The organism is Leptothoe sp. EHU-05/26/07-4 (assembly GCF_043421015.1).
Taxonomy (GTDB): Bacteria; Cyanobacteriota; Cyanobacteriia; order Phormidesmidales; family Phormidesmidaceae; genus Leptothoe; species Leptothoe turfae.
This window is the reverse complement of the sequence record NZ_JAXSQV010000003.1, coordinates 813,230-832,408: the sequence shown is the minus strand read 5'-3', so window position 1 is coordinate 832,408 and position 19,179 is coordinate 813,230. Positions and strand designations below refer to the sequence as shown.

The 19,179-nt window shown below is 51.2% G+C and carries 11 protein-coding genes; 9 read left to right on the top strand and 2 right to left on the bottom strand.

What is annotated here, in order from left to right; translation table 11 throughout:
• The first annotated feature begins 1 nt into the window (after position 1).
• The 4 genes from U2F10_RS11415 to U2F10_RS11400 all read left to right on the top strand — a co-directional run bounded on the left by U2F10_RS11415 (position 2) and on the right by U2F10_RS11400 (position 5,237).
• Positions 2 to 829, top strand: a complete 828-nt coding sequence (locus U2F10_RS11415; protein ID WP_499872111.1) for an ABC transporter ATP-binding protein — start codon at positions 2 to 4, stop codon at positions 827 to 829.
• Positions 830 to 1,085: 256 nt separating this feature from the next.
• The gene (locus tag U2F10_RS11410; protein ID WP_499872110.1) at positions 1,086 to 3,293 is read left to right on the top strand and encodes a TonB-dependent hemoglobin/transferrin/lactoferrin family receptor; all 2,208 of its coding nucleotides are present in this window, start codon (positions 1,086 to 1,088) and stop codon (positions 3,291 to 3,293) included.
• An 83-nt stretch (positions 3,294 to 3,376) separates the two neighbouring features.
• Positions 3,377 to 4,285: an ABC transporter substrate-binding protein gene (locus tag U2F10_RS11405; protein WP_499872108.1), complete on the top strand. Its 909-nt coding sequence runs from the start codon at positions 3,377 to 3,379 to the stop codon at positions 4,283 to 4,285.
• A gap of 229 nt (positions 4,286 to 4,514) precedes the next feature.
• Complete coding sequence (locus U2F10_RS11400) at positions 4,515 to 5,237, top strand: DUF8692 domain-containing protein (protein WP_499872107.1); 723 nt, start codon at positions 4,515 to 4,517, stop codon at positions 5,235 to 5,237.
• Between the two features lie 124 nt (positions 5,238 to 5,361).
• On the opposite strand, the gene U2F10_RS11395 is transcribed toward U2F10_RS11400, so the two are convergent.
• Positions 5,362 to 6,147 (bottom strand): ABC transporter permease, encoded by a 786-nt coding sequence (locus U2F10_RS11395; RefSeq protein WP_163666224.1) that lies wholly within the window; start codon positions 6,145 to 6,147, stop codon positions 5,362 to 5,364.
• 395 nt (positions 6,148 to 6,542) lie between these two features.
• Here U2F10_RS11395 and U2F10_RS11390 point away from each other — a divergent pair, with 395 nt between their 5' ends.
• Positions 6,543 to 8,504, top strand: a complete 1,962-nt coding sequence (locus U2F10_RS11390; RefSeq protein WP_499872105.1) for an FAD-dependent oxidoreductase — start codon at positions 6,543 to 6,545, stop codon at positions 8,502 to 8,504.
• An 18-nt stretch (positions 8,505 to 8,522) separates the two neighbouring features.
• Positions 8,523 to 9,617 carry an aromatic ring-hydroxylating dioxygenase subunit alpha gene (locus U2F10_RS11385; protein WP_250565024.1) on the top strand — a complete coding sequence of 365 codons (1,095 nt, stop codon included), beginning with the start codon at positions 8,523 to 8,525 and terminating at the stop codon, positions 9,615 to 9,617.
• Positions 9,618 to 9,696: 79 nt separating this feature from the next.
• Here the strand turns inward: U2F10_RS11385 and U2F10_RS11380 are convergent, their stop codons facing one another.
• A complete protein-coding gene (locus tag U2F10_RS11380; RefSeq protein ID WP_163666219.1) occupies positions 9,697 to 10,788 on the bottom strand; it encodes a DICT sensory domain-containing protein in 1,092 nt (363 codons plus the stop codon).
• A 469-nt stretch (positions 10,789 to 11,257) separates the two neighbouring features.
• Here U2F10_RS11380 and U2F10_RS11375 point away from each other — a divergent pair, with 469 nt between their 5' ends.
• The 3 genes from U2F10_RS11375 (at position 11,258) to U2F10_RS11365 (ending at position 19,093) form a co-directional block, all read left to right on the top strand.
• A complete protein-coding gene (locus U2F10_RS11375; protein ID WP_163671718.1) occupies positions 11,258 to 12,025 on the top strand; it encodes a proteasome-type protease in 768 nt (255 codons plus the stop codon).
• 694 nt (positions 12,026 to 12,719) lie between these two features.
• Complete coding sequence (locus U2F10_RS11370) at positions 12,720 to 18,728, top strand: RHS repeat-associated core domain-containing protein (protein WP_499872103.1); 6,009 nt, start codon at positions 12,720 to 12,722, stop codon at positions 18,726 to 18,728.
• A complete protein-coding gene (locus U2F10_RS11365) occupies positions 18,725 to 19,093 on the top strand; it encodes a hypothetical protein (RefSeq protein ID WP_499872101.1) in 369 nt (122 codons plus the stop codon). Before U2F10_RS11370 ends, U2F10_RS11365 begins: the two co-directional genes overlap by 4 nt.
• Positions 19,094 to 19,179 lie beyond the last annotated feature (86 nt).

Genomic DNA, 19,179 nt, shown 5'->3' with positions numbered 1-19,179 from the left:
CATGGTTTTAGAGGCACAGGGTCTACAGGGCGGCTATGGCAACAAAGCGATTATTGAACAGGTAAATTTAACCCTGCATCAAGGCGAATGGCTCAGCATTCTGGGGGCTAACGGCTCTGGTAAATCCACCCTGCTGCGATTGTTTGGTCGTATTCTCTCTCCTCAACAGGGCTCTATTTTGCTCAGCGGTCACGATATTCAAAATCTGTCGCCCACATCAGTGGCTCGTAAACTGGCCTTATTGCCCCAACAGCAGATTTTGCCAGCGGGTCTCAGCGTCTATCAGCTGGTTAGCCTGGGCCGCTCGCCCCACCAGCCCTGGTGGCAGTGGGATCTCACCAGCCGTGACCATAAACACATCGACCAGGCCCTGATCTGGACTGACATGGACCAGTATCGCCACGAACCCGTTGCCAATTTGTCTGGCGGTCAGCGACAGCGAGCCTTTTTAGCCCTGGCCCTGGCCCAGCAACCCAGGGTATTGCTGCTGGATGAACCCACCACCTATTTAGATATCCACTATCAGCTACAGCTTTTAGAGTTACTCAAGCAGCTCAATCAACAAGAACAGCTAGCCATCATCACCGTATTACACGACATTAATCTGGCGGCTCGCTACAGCGATCGGCTGGCCTTTATGCGCCAGGGCAAGCTATGGGCCATTGGCTCAGTCCATGACACCCTCACCCCCGACATTGTGACCCAGGCATTTGATGTGGATGTGGCCATTTTGGACACCCCCGTCGGTCCGCAGATTTGCCCCCTGGCAGCAACCTCTCACACCCCACCCAGCAAAACCACCGAATTAGCCTCAAACGCCATTAATTAAGGTCAACCAGGCTCACGGTCTGTGCTTCTCGGTTTATTGCTTAGCTTTTCAATCAATTCTTTCTTCTGAAATGAACCCTATGCGCTTATTGAGATTTTTTCTTTTTAATATCCCTTTTTTTGTCATCCTAATAGCTCTCAATAGCACTGCTCAAGCTAGTAATAGATGTGACTATTTAGCCACCTCAGAAAACGCCGAATCTTTTTGTAGACGGGCAGTTAGGTCCTCATTTGCAATCACATCAGAGGCGACATTTATGGCTCAGGGAGAATCGTCTGAGGAATCAGAAGAGTCGGAAGAACTTATCGATAACGATGATGATGGTCTGCTGCGCATCACCGTCACAGGCACCCGTACCCCCCGCACGATTCAGACAGCGCCTGCCACGGTCACAGTGATTGACGCCGATGATGTCAATCGTCGCCTGATTCGCGATATTTCTGACCTGATTCGTTATGAGCCTGGGGTATCAGTTGGCAACAATCTCCAGTTTGGCCTCCAGGACTTTAATATTCGCGGTATCGATGGCAATCGCATTCTCATTCAGGTGGATGATATTCGACTGCCCTCGGCCTTCCAATTTGGGGATGCCGTCACCGTTGGCCAGGGATTTAATTTAGGCCGAGATTATTTTGATACAGAAATTCTTCGTACAGCTGAAATTCTGCGGGGGCCAGCCTCCACCCTGTATGGCAGTGATGCGTTAGGTGGAACAGTCAGCTATTTTACCCTGGATCCCACCGAGCTGATTGAAGCCGTCGGTCGTGACTCAGCTGCCACAGCTTCAACCAATTTTGATAGCCGCAACACCGGGTTTACCAGCACGTTTGTGCAGATCAATCGCTTTGACAATATTGACACGCTGTTAGCCTATTCTCGCCGTGATGGTTCTGAAGCTGAAAACCTGGGTGATGACCAAGATAGCCAACGCAACAGCCTATTGGGCAAATTGGTTTATAACCTGGATGAACGTAGTGCCGTCGACTTTACGGTGGAGGTGTTTGATAACGACGTCGACACCACCACATCGGATGAAAATTTGCCTTTGATTACAGGTACAACCACACGATTTGGGGAAGAGGTCGATACGAATCGCACCCGGTTAAGTTTGGCCTATAACTATGACAATGCCGAAAGTGATGCGTTCTTAGATTTTGCGCGGGCGCGCCTTTACTTTCAAGATTCTCGCACCCAAGAAGAGAACGAGCGGGAGCTGTTGGGCTTTGACTTTAGAACATTTCAGCGATTTCCAACATTGCGCGTGAGTGAAAACCGCTTTGTGGATCAGGTTTTTGGCGGTGATGTGCAACTGCGCAGTGACTTTGACTGGGGAAAGACCGACCATCGTCTGACCTACGGTGTGGATATTTCTAACACCTTTAATGCCCGTCCCCGTGAGCGAGAACAAACCAACCTGATTACGGGGGATACCACCCAAAATGCTATTCCTGACGATTTTCCCACTCGGGACTATCCCAACTCAGATACCTTCAGGGTGGGAGTTTATCTCCAGGATGAAATTGAGTTTGGCGATGGCACCTTTAGCGTTATTCCCGGCCTACGTTATGACTATTACGACCTGAACATTTCCATTGACGAAGACTTTGAGCGTAATGGGGCAACGGCAACGGACTTTAGCGATAGTTCATTCTCTCCCACCCTGGCCCTGGTCTATCAGCCAACGGATACCCTCAGCTTTTACGGTCGCTATGCTCGCGGTTTTCGAGCACCGCAGTATGACGAGATCAACAGCGGTTTTACCAATCAAATCTTCGGCTACCGTACGGAGCCCAACCCTGACCTGGAGGCAGAGACCAGCAACAGTTTTGAAGTGGGCATGCGGGGAAATTTTTCGAAATTTAACGTTAGCTTGGCCGGTTTCTATAATCGGTACAACGATTTTATTGACAACCAGTTGGTGGATACCGAATTTAGCGGCGGTCGCCCCCTCTTGGTCTTTCAAAACGTCAACATTGATGATGTAGAGACCTATGGTGTAGAAGCAAAAGCAGAGTATCAATTTACCCCAGGTCAGGGAGGATTTAGTTTACTCGGAGCCCTATCCTGGACTGAGGGCAACAATCTTACCTCTGATGAACCGCTATCTACCGTAGACCCGATTGAGGCCGTCTTAGGATTGCGCTATAGCTCGCCCAATCAGCGCTGGGGAGCTGAGTTCGTGAGTACTTTAGTGGGTGAAGCCAGGGGTGAAGGCTTTGAACCCGAAGCCGATCAGGATCCCTTTGTACCCGATGGTTACTCAGTGTTTGATCTGATTGGCTATTATCAAATCAATCCTAATTTGACCTTTAATTTAGGATTGTTCAATTTGTTTGACACGGATTACGAGCGCTATTCTGACGTGCGCTTTTTAGATAGCAACGACAGTTTATTTAATTTACGGCGGGCTCGTTTTGAGCAGCCAGGGTTAAACCTTCAGGCTGGTGTGACCTGGCAGTTTTGAGCCAGGGTCGCCATATATCAAGCACCTGGGCGTGCTGCCTGAGGCAACAATCAATTGTGTAATTGTGTATTAGGAGAAGAGACATGAACGAAAAACCTATGGGACAGCGGTGGAGACGATGGGGGATGTTTGCGATCGCCCCCATCCCCATGGGTCTTGCCTCCTGCGGCCCCAGCGCTTCCCCCCCATCCAACACCCCAGCCCCCGAGACCACCGCCTCTCCTGAAACCACCGCCCCAACAATCCCAACAATTGTTGCCCTCACCTCCATCAGTGCCGACATTGTCCATAGCTTAGCCGCCGATAGCCTGGTGGGCATTCCCGGCAGTCCGTTGCTTGCTAACGATCCCCGTTTTGCAGGATTAACCACCGTGAGCAGCGGTCGCACCGAGCCCGATTTAGAAAAAATTGTGGCGCTAAAACCCAACCTGGTGATTGGTGCTGCCGGATTCCATGACAAAACCCTGGAGCGACTAACAGATCTAGAAATTAATGTGTTATCCGTCGACATTAAAGGGTGGGATAGCCTTAAAACAATGACCCAGAGCTTAGCCACCCAGCTGAATGCAGATCCCACACCCCTGACTGAACGCTACGATGCATGCCTGGCCAAGGCTGATGATAGCGGCCCCACAGCCATTGTGCTCGCCAGTCGAGAACCGTTGTTATCCCCCAACAGTGAAAGCTGGGCTGGAGACTTTCTGCAAAAGTTTAATATTCAGAACTTAACAGCTGACTTGCCCGGTCAAAGCGAATTTCAGGGGTACATTACCCTATCCCCCGAGAAAATCTTAGAACTGAACCCACAGCAGCTATTGTTTATTGATGCTGGCGGCGGACTTGACGAAGAGATTGCCCAGCTGAAAACCGATCCATTCTGGAGTCAGCTAACAGCGGTGCAGTCAGATCAGGTATACCCCTTTAATTATCACGGCTTGATTAATCCAGGCAGTGTTCAAAGTATTGAACAGGTGTGCGACAGCTTGGGTTAACGCTCCATAGCCTCCATACTTGGGGGTTGGTAGGGCTGATTCTCTGTAGCAATCCTGGATAAGTGTGTGCCTAAATCTAGCCACACCGATTGTTAACCTCACATTAAACTGGTTAACCTTGCGTTAAACTAATCTTTACCAAAGCAGACAAACGCAGCGGCTATGTGATCTTGGTTCACTGTTTGCTGCCGTTTATCAGTGCTGACAGATGTAGGAGCGCAAGCTTAACGTGAAACTTTCTGTATCCTCGATCACGTCCGACTTGTCTAAGGACAAATCCCATACTGGGTGGCTGTTAAAAATTCTCTTAACAATCAACACCCTGGTGGTCGTGCTGGCGGTATGGACCGGTATCAATAAAGGCAATGTACGCGCTTATTTTAATGAGGAGAGTTTTATTACCTCCCTATCAACCGCGTATCTGATAGCCATTGCCCTCCTATCCATGGGGGTGTATATCAGACGCTCTAGAAAAAATTGGAGTTGGCGTTCCCCTGCCTTCGTGTGGTTGATCATCGCTATGGGGTTTGTCTTTTTGGCCGCCGATGAGCATATGGAGATTCACGAACGGTTCGATATCTGGCTCCACGGTATTTTAGGTATCGAGGAAAATGCGATTACCGACCGCATTGATGATGTCATTGTCGGTCTATACGGTATGGCTGCCGCTGGCTTAGTCTATCGCTATCGTGCTGAGATGAAACGCTACAGAAATGTGCTGCCGCTGTTGCTGACTGGTTTTGCCTTTCTTTTCGCGATGGTCTTTTTAGATCTGTTAACCAATCGACCCGATATTCTAGCTTTCCTACTGGGTATGGATATGGGCCTGATTATGCAAACTGCGCTTGGGGTCCTTGAAGAATTTTGTAAACTGACCGCATGCACCGTATTTGTAGGCAGCCTGTATCAGGCGTTTAGAACTGCAAAACCCCTAGCCATTGATCCAGCCTAGGTGTCAGTGGTACATAAAGACCTGTCTAATAACAATTCCCGCAAATTCAGCCATGGACTCCCGGCGTCACATGCTTTGATACCAAAGACTGCCATCATTCAAAACTCAAAACTGGCACCAGTGCTTATAGCTGACGCTCAAGGTTTAACATCCGCCGATAGGCCAGCCAGCCAGCCACCACCATCGCCAGGGCAAAAATGCTAAGGAAGGCAATGTGTTCGTTTGCCGGTTCTGCAGCCATGACCAGCGTGAGGGCTTCCGTCATGTGAAAAATTGGATTAAACCGTGCTAGCTGTAAAAGGGAGTCGGGAAAAATCGAGGTGGGCATAAAGGCTCCACCCATAATCAGTAACGGTACACCAAATGCAGCCACTAGGGCGTTGACATCTTCAGTGCGGCGAGCAAACTGGGTGCCAAGGATAAAGCCCACCCCCACATAGGCCAGAATGCTCAGCAGGATAATCAGCATCGCCAGGGGCCAGGAACCGGGAAAGGTGGCCCCCAGGGTAAGTGCGATCGCAAACACCAACAACGCCTGGCCTACACCAATGGCACTGTGGGCCAAAACAATTCCCAAGAAATAAGACACTCCCCGCAATGGCGATAAAAACAGCCGTTTGAGGGTATTTTGCTCGCGCTCAGCAACAACGGTCGCAACACTTCCCCCCAGGCAACTAAAAAACAGAGCAGCCCCCACTAGGGTAGGTGGAGCAACGACCTCCAACGCATCAGCCAAATCTAACTGAGCCCGTTCTGTCGTAATGACCCCATTTAGCAATAACAACAATGTGGGGAAAATAGCCCAGAAAATCAGGCTGCGTCGCCGTCGCACCAGCTCTAACAAAATTCGCTGCGCGACCGCCAGAATTTCCTGCCAATATCGGGTAATTTGAGCCATCAGATAGGCCATAAATGGTTCACCGCTGTAGTGCTTTATGGTTTAAGATTTGTACCGAAAATGATTTATATCAGGTTTGGGTAGGGTTTCGCTAGATCTGTAAGCTTAGCCAACAGTCTGTAGTTGATATTCCGAAACGCAGCAATGCCAACAGTAGTTTTATAGGTATTTATTTAAAGGCTGATTACCATGCTCACCTGTCAATAGACTAAATGCACTCATCAGACTAAATGCACTCATCAGACTAAATGCACTCATCGGCAATCCATAGGAGCTGATGTATCCGTAGCTTTTTAGGGACTCTATCACCAAAAATCGGCTAATCCAGTTTGTGATTCAGCTCTTTTAACAAATTTTCCCTCTAATACTAGTCTTCCATAACCAATTACCGAGTATTTCCCTTTTTAATGAATCCATTCCCTGAGACCTGGCAAACCCCTGATATTTCACGACGGAGTGCACTTAAATTATTAGGCGTTGGAGCCGTTGGCGGCACCCTAGGCTACACCCGTTTTGCCAAACCTCAACCGACGCTACATCAAGTTGACCGCCTCGATTTACCTCAAACGGTGGGGCGCGCCACAAAAGCTATTATTGTCGGTGGCGGCTTAGCGGGTTTAGCCACTGCCTATGAGCTGAGTAAGCGCGGCATGGCCGTCACCCTGCTAGAGCGTTCTCCCCAACTCGGGGGTAAAATTGCCAGCTGGCCGATCCAAGTTGGCGATCATGAACTCCGTATGGAACACGGGTTTCATGGCTTCTTTCCCCAGTATTACAATCTGTTTAGCCTGGTGGATGAGCTCAAGGCTCAGGACAACTTTCAGTCGCTCAATTTTTACGCCGTCCTCTATAAAAATGGCTACAAGCCTGAGGCGTTTTACCCCAGTAATGCCGCTTTTCCCTGGAACATTGTGGACCTGGCGGTTTCCTCAGAAAACCGGCTGAAATGGGGTATCAACCTCACCAAGCTCAAACATTTGGAAGTCTTTCGGGAGATTACTAGCTTTCGGATGCCCCAAACCTATGAGCGCCTGGACCATCTGTCGGTGGAGGAGTGGGGCCAGGGACAGTTTCCTAAAGGTTTATACGACCTCTATTTCCTACCGTTTGCTAAGTCTAGCCTGAATTCACCGGATGTGCTCAGCGCCGGGGAGCTGATGCAGTTTTTCCACTTCTACTTTTTTGGCAACCCCGAGGGTTTGGCCTTTAATGGCACCTGTGAGGACATGGGTCGTTGCCTGGTGGATCCATTGAGTCATGCCATTGAAACCAATGGCGGTCAAATCCTCACCGGGGTAACGGTTAGCCAGATTAATTGGGCCGATGGCAAAATCGCTAGCGTCGATTACCAAAAAGGAAACATCGCGGTGAATCCGGTACCCTTTTGGTGCGATCGCAACCCTCTCCTCAGCACCGATACCACCGAATATTTTGGCGCAGGCGACCGACTCTTTGTTGTCGATGCCAACAGCGATCAGGCCATATCGCTCACCTGTACCCACCAAGGCTGTAGTGTCCACAAAGAAGTTGCGGCCAACAACGGCGATGGCTTTGTGTGTCCCTGCCACGGTGCCACCTATGCTGGTGACGGTCAGGTAATGAGCGGTCCGGCCCAAGAGAATTTAGCCCAGTTTAAGGTACTCAAACGAGAGAACAATCGCATTCAACTGATGGCCGCTAACCCTGTCAAAAATGCGGAGGGTCTGGCCGACAGTTTGGAGGCCGACTACTTTATTTTTGCCGCCGATATTCCCGGCATCAAAAATCTCTTTGCCCTCTCCCAGGGAGAGCCCAATTCCACGGTGATGGCTCAGATTAGTCAGCTACAGGTGGCCGATCCCTTTGCCGTGGGGCGTTTCTGGCTAGACCGTGACTTTGAATGGGAGCACAGCTGGTTTACCTCTCTTTCTGGCTATGATCTGACCGATAGCATCACCCTTTACCATAAGGTACAAGGAGACTACACCCAATGGGCGGCAGAGACCGGCGGCAGCGTTGTAGAACTGCATGCCTATTGCTACAAAGAGAAAGAGTTTCCCACACAGCAAGCTTTATTAGACACCTTTAAGAGAGAACTTTGGGAGATTGTTCCAGACTTAGAAGGAGCCAACATTTTGCACCAGGAGCTGGTCAACCAAAAGAACTTTGCCGGGTTCCCACCGGGCAGCTATCCCAACCGTCCCAGCAGTGCCACGGCTGTTCCCAACCTCCTGTTTGCTGGCGACTGGGTTAAAATGCCATTTCCCTGCGGTTTAATGGAACGAGCCGTCAGCAGTGGCTTACTCGCCGCCAATGAAGTATTACATAGGGAAGGCAGTGCTCGCCGTCCGCTCATGTCAGTCAATCCCGAAGGTGTATTTAAGGTATAAATCAGGCTCCTATTACCCATGGACTCTCTCTCCTCCCCCGCTTCCTTGATCTCTCCGGCTGTCTCTACGCCATCTCCCCCGCCCATCGACTCTATTCGCCGCGCCCCCATTAACCTCAATCATTGGTATGTGGTGGCCCAAAGCAGTGAACTCACTGATCAGCCCTTGGGAGTGGTGCTATGGCATCAGCCCATAGTGCTGTATCGAGATCGCAACCAGGTGATCCATGCGTTAGAAGACCGCTGCCCCCATCGGCAGGTACGTCTGAGCCACGGTCAGGTCCATGGCAATCAGCTGGAGTGCGTTTACCATGGCTGGCAGTTTAATGGCGCAGGGGCCTGTGTGGAGGTGCCCTACTTAAGCGCTAAACAAAAGCTGCCCAGCTGTCGTCTACGCACCTACCCAGTCAAAGAACAGGATGGCTTTATCTGGCTATTTCCAGGGGACGCAGATCAGGCAGACACCTTAGCCCCCATGGGATTACCTGAATGGGATCACATTAATTACATTGCCTCCTATACCACCATCGACACCCCGTCCCATTTCTCATTTCTCATCGAGAATCTGATGGATATGTACCATGGACGACTGCATGATAATTTACAGGCCTGGGCAAATCCAGTACTGCGTGACATTGAAACCAGCCCAACTCGGGTAGACGCCCATTACGACGCCGAGAGTTATTACAAGATCGACAAGATTTATTCTGTCGGCCAGCTGTTTATCCCAGCCATGCGCAAGCTACGCCCCACCAATTTGGATGTTAGCTATGTCTATCCCCACTGGCAATCGGTTCTAGGTAACGATTTTAAGATTTACTGTCTCTTTTGCCCGGTGAGTGAAACCCAAACCAAGGCGTATCTGGTGCATTTTGTTTCCCTAGGAGCCTTTCATCGGTTACATAAACTACCCATGGGCTTTCGTCGCTTTGTTAAAAATAGTCTGTTTAATGCAGCCCGTGGCCTACTGGCTGGTCTGGTGGTGCAGGATGTCCTCATGATGGAAGATGAGCAACGCGCCTTTGAAGCCATGCCCCATCGCAAAGGTCCAGAGTTTAACCAGACGATTGTTAAGGTACAACAGCTGATTGATTATCAGGCCCAACAATCGTAGGAACCAAGCTCGAATAAGGTGTCCATGTCCTGAAGGACGAATGTCGGTGCGCCCCTACATAGGATTCTGTTTAAGACTGCTACATGGTTTCCTGTTGCTGTTGCTGCTGAGATTTTAGTTTTGACTGGACATGCCGGACAAACTGTCTGATGCCGATAGCCATAAATCGGCCTGCTGTTTCTAGCATATCCAAATCTTCTTCATCCCACATATTAGGTGTCGGATGTCCCAGGGCAACTACACCACTTTGTTTATGGTGATGAATTGGAGCCGCAATTAAACACTTGGCCGTGGGTAGCTGTGAGTCAAACCGTTGGCTGTGGCTAATATCTTGATAACGAACGGGACGGCTTTCTCGAATGGACTTGCCACAGATGCCATCGGTAAGATGTACTCCCCAGCCTTTACCCATGGCCTCTCCAGCTGCAACAACAACTTTATAGCTATCGTTATCCACCTGGAATGCGATCGCAACCCCCGTCGCTCCAAAAACCTCCAGCAACACCTTGGCCGATTCTTCTAGAAACGGCATCAACCGTTGCGCAGAGATCGCCGAAAGAGCCTGCAACGTTTGCAACCGCGACCACCGTCGTTGGCTAAGCTCATTAATGCCCTCTATCTGATTTACCATACTGCTGTTCATTTCAGAAATATGGAAATTTTGCCGGGCATAGTCTCGATCACGGATCGGCTGGTACGGTTGCTCCATCATCTGGGAAGTCAGCAAAGCCACACGCTCCACCACCTCCACATCGTAGGACCAGACCGCATCAAAGCGCCGGCTCTTGGTCACCGGATCTTGCCCATCCACCTCACGGGCCACCAGGGTGGCCCAAAAAGTAGGCGTATTTACCAATAAAAACCATTCCTGAGCTAACGATGAAGCTGGGGCCAATTCAAGAAATTCTAGACCTGAAATTGCAGGGGGCTCACAGTCTGGAATGCCAAAAACATAAACTCGACGACAAACGGCCCCTAAGCGGCTATAGCGACGTAATTGCTCGGGAAAATGAGAAAACCGCTGAAACCCTGCAAAAAAATCAGCCGTAATCTGATGGTTAATTACCTGATCTTCAATCTGATGACTAATCAGATTCATAACCGGAATGCTATTTACTCGTCGCAGCGATTCATACTGATTTTCGATGGAGAGAAATAAAGAAATGCCCATGTGTAATACGCCCTAACTGGCATTCCATAACAGAACAACAACGTTGCTATTCCCATGGAAGCCAGATCCCGAAATAACGCTAAATTAAGCAACCACATCAATAAGCATTGATGAGAGTCAATGCTTATTGATGTGGTTGCTTTTACTAATTAAACTATAGAAATCAAGCGATGTTGGAGCGTGCACATTATCTCGTTACGTATCGAAATAGAATGTCCGGCATTCCGGCAGATCTCTCAATATAGACGCCTATTTTCACCATTAATTTACCCCTTCTGCTCCATGCTTGCTGTCCCATGGGGAAACTGCCCCAGCCAACAACCCAGTATTCTTAACACCAGACAGAATGCCAGAAGGTTGGGTTTAATACCATCATGATATCTTGACAAGGCATCAGATTTTACAAACGACCTGGTGTGTGCATATCTGTATTCAGTGCAGCTGCTAAATGAAAGAGGAGTCGATATCAGTGACCTATTGTTTAGGCATATCCGTCAAAGAAGGATTAGTATTAGCAGCTGATTCTCGCACCAATGCTGGTGTGGATTATATTTCGTCTTACCAAAAGTTGTTTGACTTCTCGATTCCGCGAGAGCGGGTGATTGTGGCCTGTGTGTCTGGCAATTTGTCGGTTACCCAGGCGGTGATTCATCAGTTGGGTCAGGATATTAAAAACGGGGCCAAGGACTCGCTACATACTATCCCCACCATGTATGAGGTGGCCCGCTACATTGGGTATGAAATTCGTAAAATTCAAGATGAGGATCGCACCTGGCTAGATCAGGATGGCATCAAGTTTCAGTGTAATTTTTTGGTGGGCGGGCAGTTGCCAGGGGAAGCACCGGAGATCTATCTGGTCTATAGCCAGGGTAACTGTATTAAAACCACACCGGAAACGCCGTTTTTGCAGATTGGGGAGACAAAATATGGTAAGCCGATTTTGGATCGAGCGTTAACCCATGGGTCGTCGTTGGATGCGATCGCAAAATGCGCCCTTCTTTCCATTGATTCCACCATGCGCTCCAATATTTCCGTCGGTCCGCCCATCAACATGGTTCTGTACGAAGCCGACAGCTTTGAAATACGTCATCGGGTCCAGCTCCAGTCCAGCGACCCCTATTTAGCGAAGATTCGCAAATATTGGGAAGGCACCCTGCGGGAAGCCACCAATAATATGCCCACCCCCGAATGGAATCGCGTTTCCATCGATGCCGAGCCCGACTTTTCCATTGAATAACCTAAAAACTAAGCCCGGCCATAACGCGATCAATGGAGACTGTAACAACAATAGATAACTACAGTGATACATTGTCGAGTAGTTGTACTATAATTTCAACATACGCAATTACTACATTGTTCACCGTTTCCCTGTTTATCTCCTCAGCTCTGACCAGGGGGGATAAAGAACCGTTTTTACACGCACTTTTTTGCACGCACTTTAAAGAGAAAAATGCTTAATAACGTTGGTCTTGCAGATCGGCTAACTTCGATTAGTTTTTGCAGGCGTCTTGCTGTAATTAGGGATAGGTGTTTACCAAAACGCTATTAGACAAGGAATGATATTTTGGGGATACTAGTATCCCCAAAATATCCCCATGGATGCTCCTTTGTTACCCTGACGACAACTCCTCAATTTCCTCACTGGAGCTGTTGTTGTCAGCACATTATTTCCTGGAACCTTATCCGTTAGTTAATTAAAACGGGTACAGGTGGAACTAGCATGTGAATACATCAAACTCTCCAATTGGAGAGAACACGAGCCGCGTACAGGGTAAACGCCTGGGTGGGCTATTTTTTGCAAGTTCCCTAAAACAACTGAACAGGTAATAGAGTATCGCAATGTAAATAACCGATTCCATTCGGTTATGGAAAATGGCGGGGACACGTCAACAACTACGATTTTTTATACCTCATAATTAGGAAGTTATCTCATGGTGGATCATAGCTATGATCAGTCTTCTCTATTGGAGACTAGTCATCTAGACGGCAGTCACCTCAACTTGGCAACATCTGAATCCCCATTGGGTCCGGTGTTGCCAAGATCTTCCCAGTCAGCAGGCGCGATTGCAGTAGATGCCCCGCTACCCATCGATCTTGCACCAGCACCCTTGCTTGGTGAGGAGAGCGCTGTTCTGTCTGAAGTCTCTTTAGACGCTGAAACTCACACAGCCCATGGCAGTACAGTGCAGCAAGACAGTCTGACGGGATTGAGAGAAGACAGCGATCCACTCGTGAGTGCATTTATCGGCATCGGTTGCATCTTTCGAGTGCCAGATTTAACAATCGCCCCCGAAGCAGAGCTGCGTAGTAATCCGGATGGGACAGTCACGGTGAGCTGGGCCGTAACCAACAACCGCACGAGAACTCAATGTGCCGATGTGGCGGCCAACAGTTTTTTCAATCGGTTTTGGCTCTCTTCTGATCCAACTTTAGATGTTACAACAGACACTGCAATCCCAGTGGTTGGCGGTCCGAATATTGACGACACTTACTACACCAATCAGCAGGCAATTGCCGCAGGCGCAACCTCTGCTTTCCGTGAAGAAACATTGGTGCTGAGTGGCGATCAACAGTATTTAATACTGTCCGTCAATCAGCCGCAAAATATTGGGGAATCAGACTATAACAACAATATTTTTGTGTTTGATTTACAGGGGTTGGAGCAACCCATAGGGGCTACACCGCTGGGCGATACCAGCTTTAACCAAAGCAATAACTGTGCTGCTGAATTTGATGTTGACGTCAATTCCAGAGTTGAGATGCATTCTGGGGCATTGACAGAGACCCACACCCTGACGGCCTATCAATCCCAGGGCCGAGCCCGAGCCCTTACCCTGCACTATGACTCTACCGCCGCTGACGTTCGCCCCATTGTGCATTTTGCCTATGAGAACGTGCAAGATGCACCGGGGACACAGTTGATGATTGCAAAAATGAGTATCCAGGCCGGAGATACAACCATCGCTCTGCCAGGGTACACGGGCGATCAGTTTGGCTTAACTGGTGGAGAGAACTTTTGGAGTGTGCCAGATCAAGACAATGCGGTGGTTCAGGGGGCGCTCCAGGCCGATTTGCGAAATCAGGCTTCGGGGGTCTACACCTATCAGGTTGAGCGAGACATTCAAACCTTTGACCCGGCGGGCACCTTTGACCCTCTGCGGCACACCACCACAGGCACCTTTACGGTGGTGAACCGAGCGGGCAGTCCTTTCGGCAATGGCTGGAGCCTGGGGGATTGGCAGGAAATTGTGGTCAATGCCGACAATTCAGTGCTGCTAATTGATGGAGACGGTACCCACCAGATTTTTCAGGCCCCGACTGAGGTCGGGGGCGTCTACGGGTCTCCTGCGGGCGACTATTCACGGCTGGAGCGGCTTGCTGATGGTACGTTTCGTCGCACCCTAAAAGATCAAACGGTGACAACCTTTAACGCGCGCAATCAGCTGGCGACCGTGCAAGATCGCAATGGCAATACCCTCACCTACCTCTATGACACCGAGGGCAAGCTCACCACCATGCGCGATGCGGTGGGGCTAGAAACAACATTTACCTATACCGAGGGTCGGGTCACGACCATTACCGACCCCGCCGGTCGACAAACCCAGCTAGCCTACGACCCCGCTGGCAACCTGCAAAGCATCACCGACCCCGATGCCGCCGTTCGTACCTGGGAGTATGACAACAACTTCCGCATGACCGCAGAGGTCGATCAGCGGGGCCATCGAGAAACAACCGAGTACGATGGCTTTGGTCGTGTTGACCGCTCGATACGCCGGGACGGCAGCGTCATCGACATTGACCCAATTCAGGTGAAGGGGCTGTATCTACCCAGTCAAACGATCGATCCCACCACCGCGCCGCTGGCATTTACCCCCACGGCCACAGAAATTATTACGCCCACCGCTACCCAGACGGATGGTCGGGGAAATGTGGAGGTCTTTACCCTAAACAAGGCCGGTAATCTGCTGAATCAAACCGACGCGGTGGGTAACGTGCTCACCCTTGAGCGCGACTGTAGCTGTGGCCGGGTATCTGCCATGGTGGATGGCACGGGCGATCGCACCACCATTACCTACGATGACCAGGGCAACCCTAACCAGATTGTCGATAGCCTTTCTGGGGCCGCTGGCCGCCAGCAGGTCTTTGACCCCCAGTTTAATCAGCTGATTCAAGCCACCGATGAACTGGGCCGCCAGACCCTGCATGAGCTGGATGCCACGGGCAATATTATCGAAATTCGTCAGGTGGTGGGCGAAGTGGGCGGCACGGACGACCGGGTCACCAGTCTGACCTACCTGGGTGACGGGCTGGTAGATACGGTGACGGACGCCCTGGGGCGGATTACCAATTTTGACTATAACGCGCGCGGTCTGGTCACCACAATTACCACGGCCCAAGGCACCGCAGACGAGGCGGTTGAACGCTATGAGTATGACAGTGCTGGCAACCAGAGCGCCTTTATCGATGCGCGGGGCAATCGCACCACCTTTGAGTACGACGGGCGCAATCGCCTGATTGAAATGGTGGAGGCCGACCCCGATGGCGATGGACCGTTGACCACCACGAGCACCCAGTACTTCTACGATGCCGCTGGCAACCGGGTGCGGCGGGTAGATGGGCGGGGCCATGAAACGCTCTATGCCTATGACACGATGAATCGCCTGGAGCGCATCACCGGGGCCGACCCCGATGGGGCCGGGCCGCTGACATCACCGATTACCAACTTTGGTTACGATGCCGACGGCAATCTGACAACGCTCACCGACGCACGGGGCAATGTCACCACCTATGCCTACGATGCCCGCAATCGCCAGACACAGGTGACCGAGGCCGACCCCGACGGCACCGGGCCACTGGCCGCACCCGTGACGCAGTACACCTATGACCTGGACAATAACCTGACCGCACTGACCAACGCGCGGGGTGTGACAACCCAGTTTGAGTACGACGCCCGCGATCGCCTGATTCGCACCACCTCCGCCGACCCCGACGGGGCTGGAGCGCTGCCCGCCCTGGTGACCGACTACCAATACAATGCGGTCGATTTGCTAACCCAGCTGACCCGCCCTGGCAATCGGACAACGGCCTACCAGTATGACGAACTAAACCGCCTGGTGGAGGTGACGGAGCCAGATCCCGATGGGGCCGGGGCGCTGACGGCACCGGTGACTCAGTTTGGCTACGACCTACTGGGCAACCAGACCCAGATCACCGATGCCCTGGGGCGGGTGACCAATTTTGGGTACGACGCTCGCAACCGGCTGACCCAGATCACCGATCCTGACCCCGATGGGGCTGGGCCGTTGGCAGCTCCGGTTACTGGCTACACCTACGATGCGGCCAATAATCAAACGGCGTTCATCGATCCCCTGGGGCGCACTACCACGTTTCAGTACGACGGGCGTAATCGCCTGATTCAAACTACAAATCCTGACCCCGATGGCGCGGGGGCACAAATCGCGCCGCTGACCCGCTACAGCTATGACGCGGTGAGCAACTTGACCGCCACCAGCGATGCCCTGGGCCAAACGACGCAGTATCAGTACGATGCGCTCAATCGCCAGATTGCCATCATTGACCCGTTGGGGCAGGCCACACAGTATGGCTACGATGCGGTGGATAATCTGGTGTCGGTGACGGATCCGCTGACCAACCAGACGACCTATGCCTACGACGGGCTGAACCGGCTGATCCAGGATACTAACGCTCTCGGCTTTAGCCGCAGCTATGGCTATGACGCGATGGATAACCTGACTCAGATGAGCGATCGCAACGGGCAAACGCGACAGTTTACCTACGACAATCTTGACCGTCGCACCAGTGAGCAATGGCTGAGTGCGACAGATGCCGTGCAGCGCACCGTTGGCTATGGCTTTGACGAGCTAGGGCGGCTGACCCAGGTACAAGATACCGATGCGCTTACCGACACGGTGTTGAGCCTTAACACCTATAGCTTTGACGCCCTCGACCGGCTAACTTCAGAAAGCATCACCACGGCACCGTCGGTGCCCCAGGTGGTGTTTGGCTACGCCTATGATGCGGTCGATAACCTGACCCAGACCACCGATACAATTGCCGGTACCCTCAGCGGGACAACGGACTATACCTACGATGCTCTGGACCGCATGACCCAGGTGCAGCAGGGGGGCACAGCGGTGCAGCCCAAACGGGTCGAGATGGGCTACAACGTTGCCAGTGAGTTGACTTCCCTGGCGCGGTTTGCGGGAGCCGATGGCAATACCCCCGTTGCCAGCACTAACTACAGCTATGACGGCAGCGGGCGGCTGAGTCAGCTTACCCATGCTACAGATGCTGCCACCATTGCCGACTATCAGCTCAGCTATGACGCGGCCAATCGCCTGACCACCCTGATCTCGCCAGACGGGACGGCCACCTACACCTATGATGACCGGGACCAGTTAACCGGGGCAGACTATACGGCCCAGGACAATGAAGCTTACAGCTACGATGCCAACGGCAACCGTACCAATGCGGGCTATCAGACGGGGACCAATAATCAGCTCACCACTGATGGGGTGTTTAATTACGAGTATGACAATGAGGGTAATCGCATTCGGCGGACTCGCATTAGTGATGGCACGGTGACCACCTATGAGTGGGATCATCGTCAGCGGCTAGTGGCGGTGAGCGAGGGCGATGGTGCTACGGTGACTCAGCGCGTCACCTATACCTACGATGCCTTTGACCGTCGCCTTAGCCAGTCGGTTGACCCGGATGGGGACGGCCCTGCCGCTGCAACCACGGAGCACTTTATCTATGATGGCGACCACATTGCCCTGGTCTTTGATGAAGCGGGCAATCAAACCCATCGGTATTTGCATGGGCCAAATGTGGATCAAATCTTGGCAGAAGAGACGGCGGATGGAGCGGTTCATTGGGCGTTAACGGACCATCAGGGCAGTGTTCGCGACGTGATCGACAACAGCGGCAACAGTCTCAATCGCATTGTCTATAACAGTTTTGGGCAGGTGACGAGTGAGACGAATCCCGATTTTGACTTCCGCTTTGGCTACACCGGCAGGGAGCGGGATGACGCGACGGGGTTGATGTACTATCGGGCGCGGTACTACGACCCGACGGTGGGACGGCTCCTCTCGGAAGACCCGCTGGGCTTTGACGCGGGCGATGCCAACCTTTATCGTTATGTCTTCAATAGTCCCACCAACTACACCGACCCCAGCGGGGAAGTTGCCCTTGTTACTCTAGCAGCCGTAGGCGGCGTCAAAGCCATTAAAGCCGTAGGTGGCGTCAAAGCCATTAAAGCCGTAGGCGGCGCTGCAATCGCGCTAGGGGCAGTCAATCTCAATAACCAACTGCAATCAGAAGAGACCCGTGAGGCCCTTGAAGACTTTGCTCAGCGGTGTCTGGAAACTGTCACCGGTGGCTACAACCCCGACTTCGACCCCAACCGCCCCATCTGGGACAATCTGCCTTTGCCGCAAGTCGATTGGGGTGAAATCTTACAGACGCCACCCGTCAATCTTGAAGATCTGTACCCTGGTGGCTTTGGTGAAGGACCACAGCCGGAGATTGAGGATTTCATCTCAATACCAGGTGATGTTCCTGATTGGTTATCTCAGCCGTTTTTTGAAGTGCAGGGTCACGGCATGGGTGCAGAGTTGCCAGACATGAATGAGCTTCCTGGGCAACAGGTAAGAGATATTCTTAATGACACTGGATTCCAGCCTAGTAACCCAGTACCCTCAGCAAGAGGATGGCAGAAATTCAGGCATCCGGATGGTTCACAAGTTGATATAAATTGGGAAAAAGGGAGAATTGTTCGTACAGAAGCTCCTATTTATGGTTCAGATGGTTCAAGAATAAATAAAGGACAGCGATTAGCCCCAGATGGGAGTAGGATTCCTCGTGATCTCCCACATAGCCAGCACCCAACGGAATATTTCGATCCAACTTTATGAAAACGCTTTTCTTGACACAACTTCCTCTCACTTATGCCGACTCGTTCAAATTTGAGAACTGCGAAACTGGCTTCCAAATCAGAATTACTAACATCGAGCATCAGTTAGTAGTTCTTCTTAAAAACGTGCTTGGCTTTAGTTTTTCAAGAGATTCTCTGCAGCCTACTGAGGATTGGCTAGAGCTGATTGAGATTACTCATGAATATCGAAAACTGACAAGCCTTGATTTAAGCAAATGCTCATTTTCTATTAGTAATGTTAATGAGCTACCTCCACTACACATTATCACCTTATATGGTAGTGCCACTATGGATATTATTTGTGGAGAAGTTGAATTAGAAAATTCGACAGCTCCAGCAAAATAGTATACAAGGAATGAAGTGCCCTCCTTCATTCGGACAGCCAGGAAGGACGCGTGACTAACGCCCCTTTTCCAAAGGGACTTCATCAC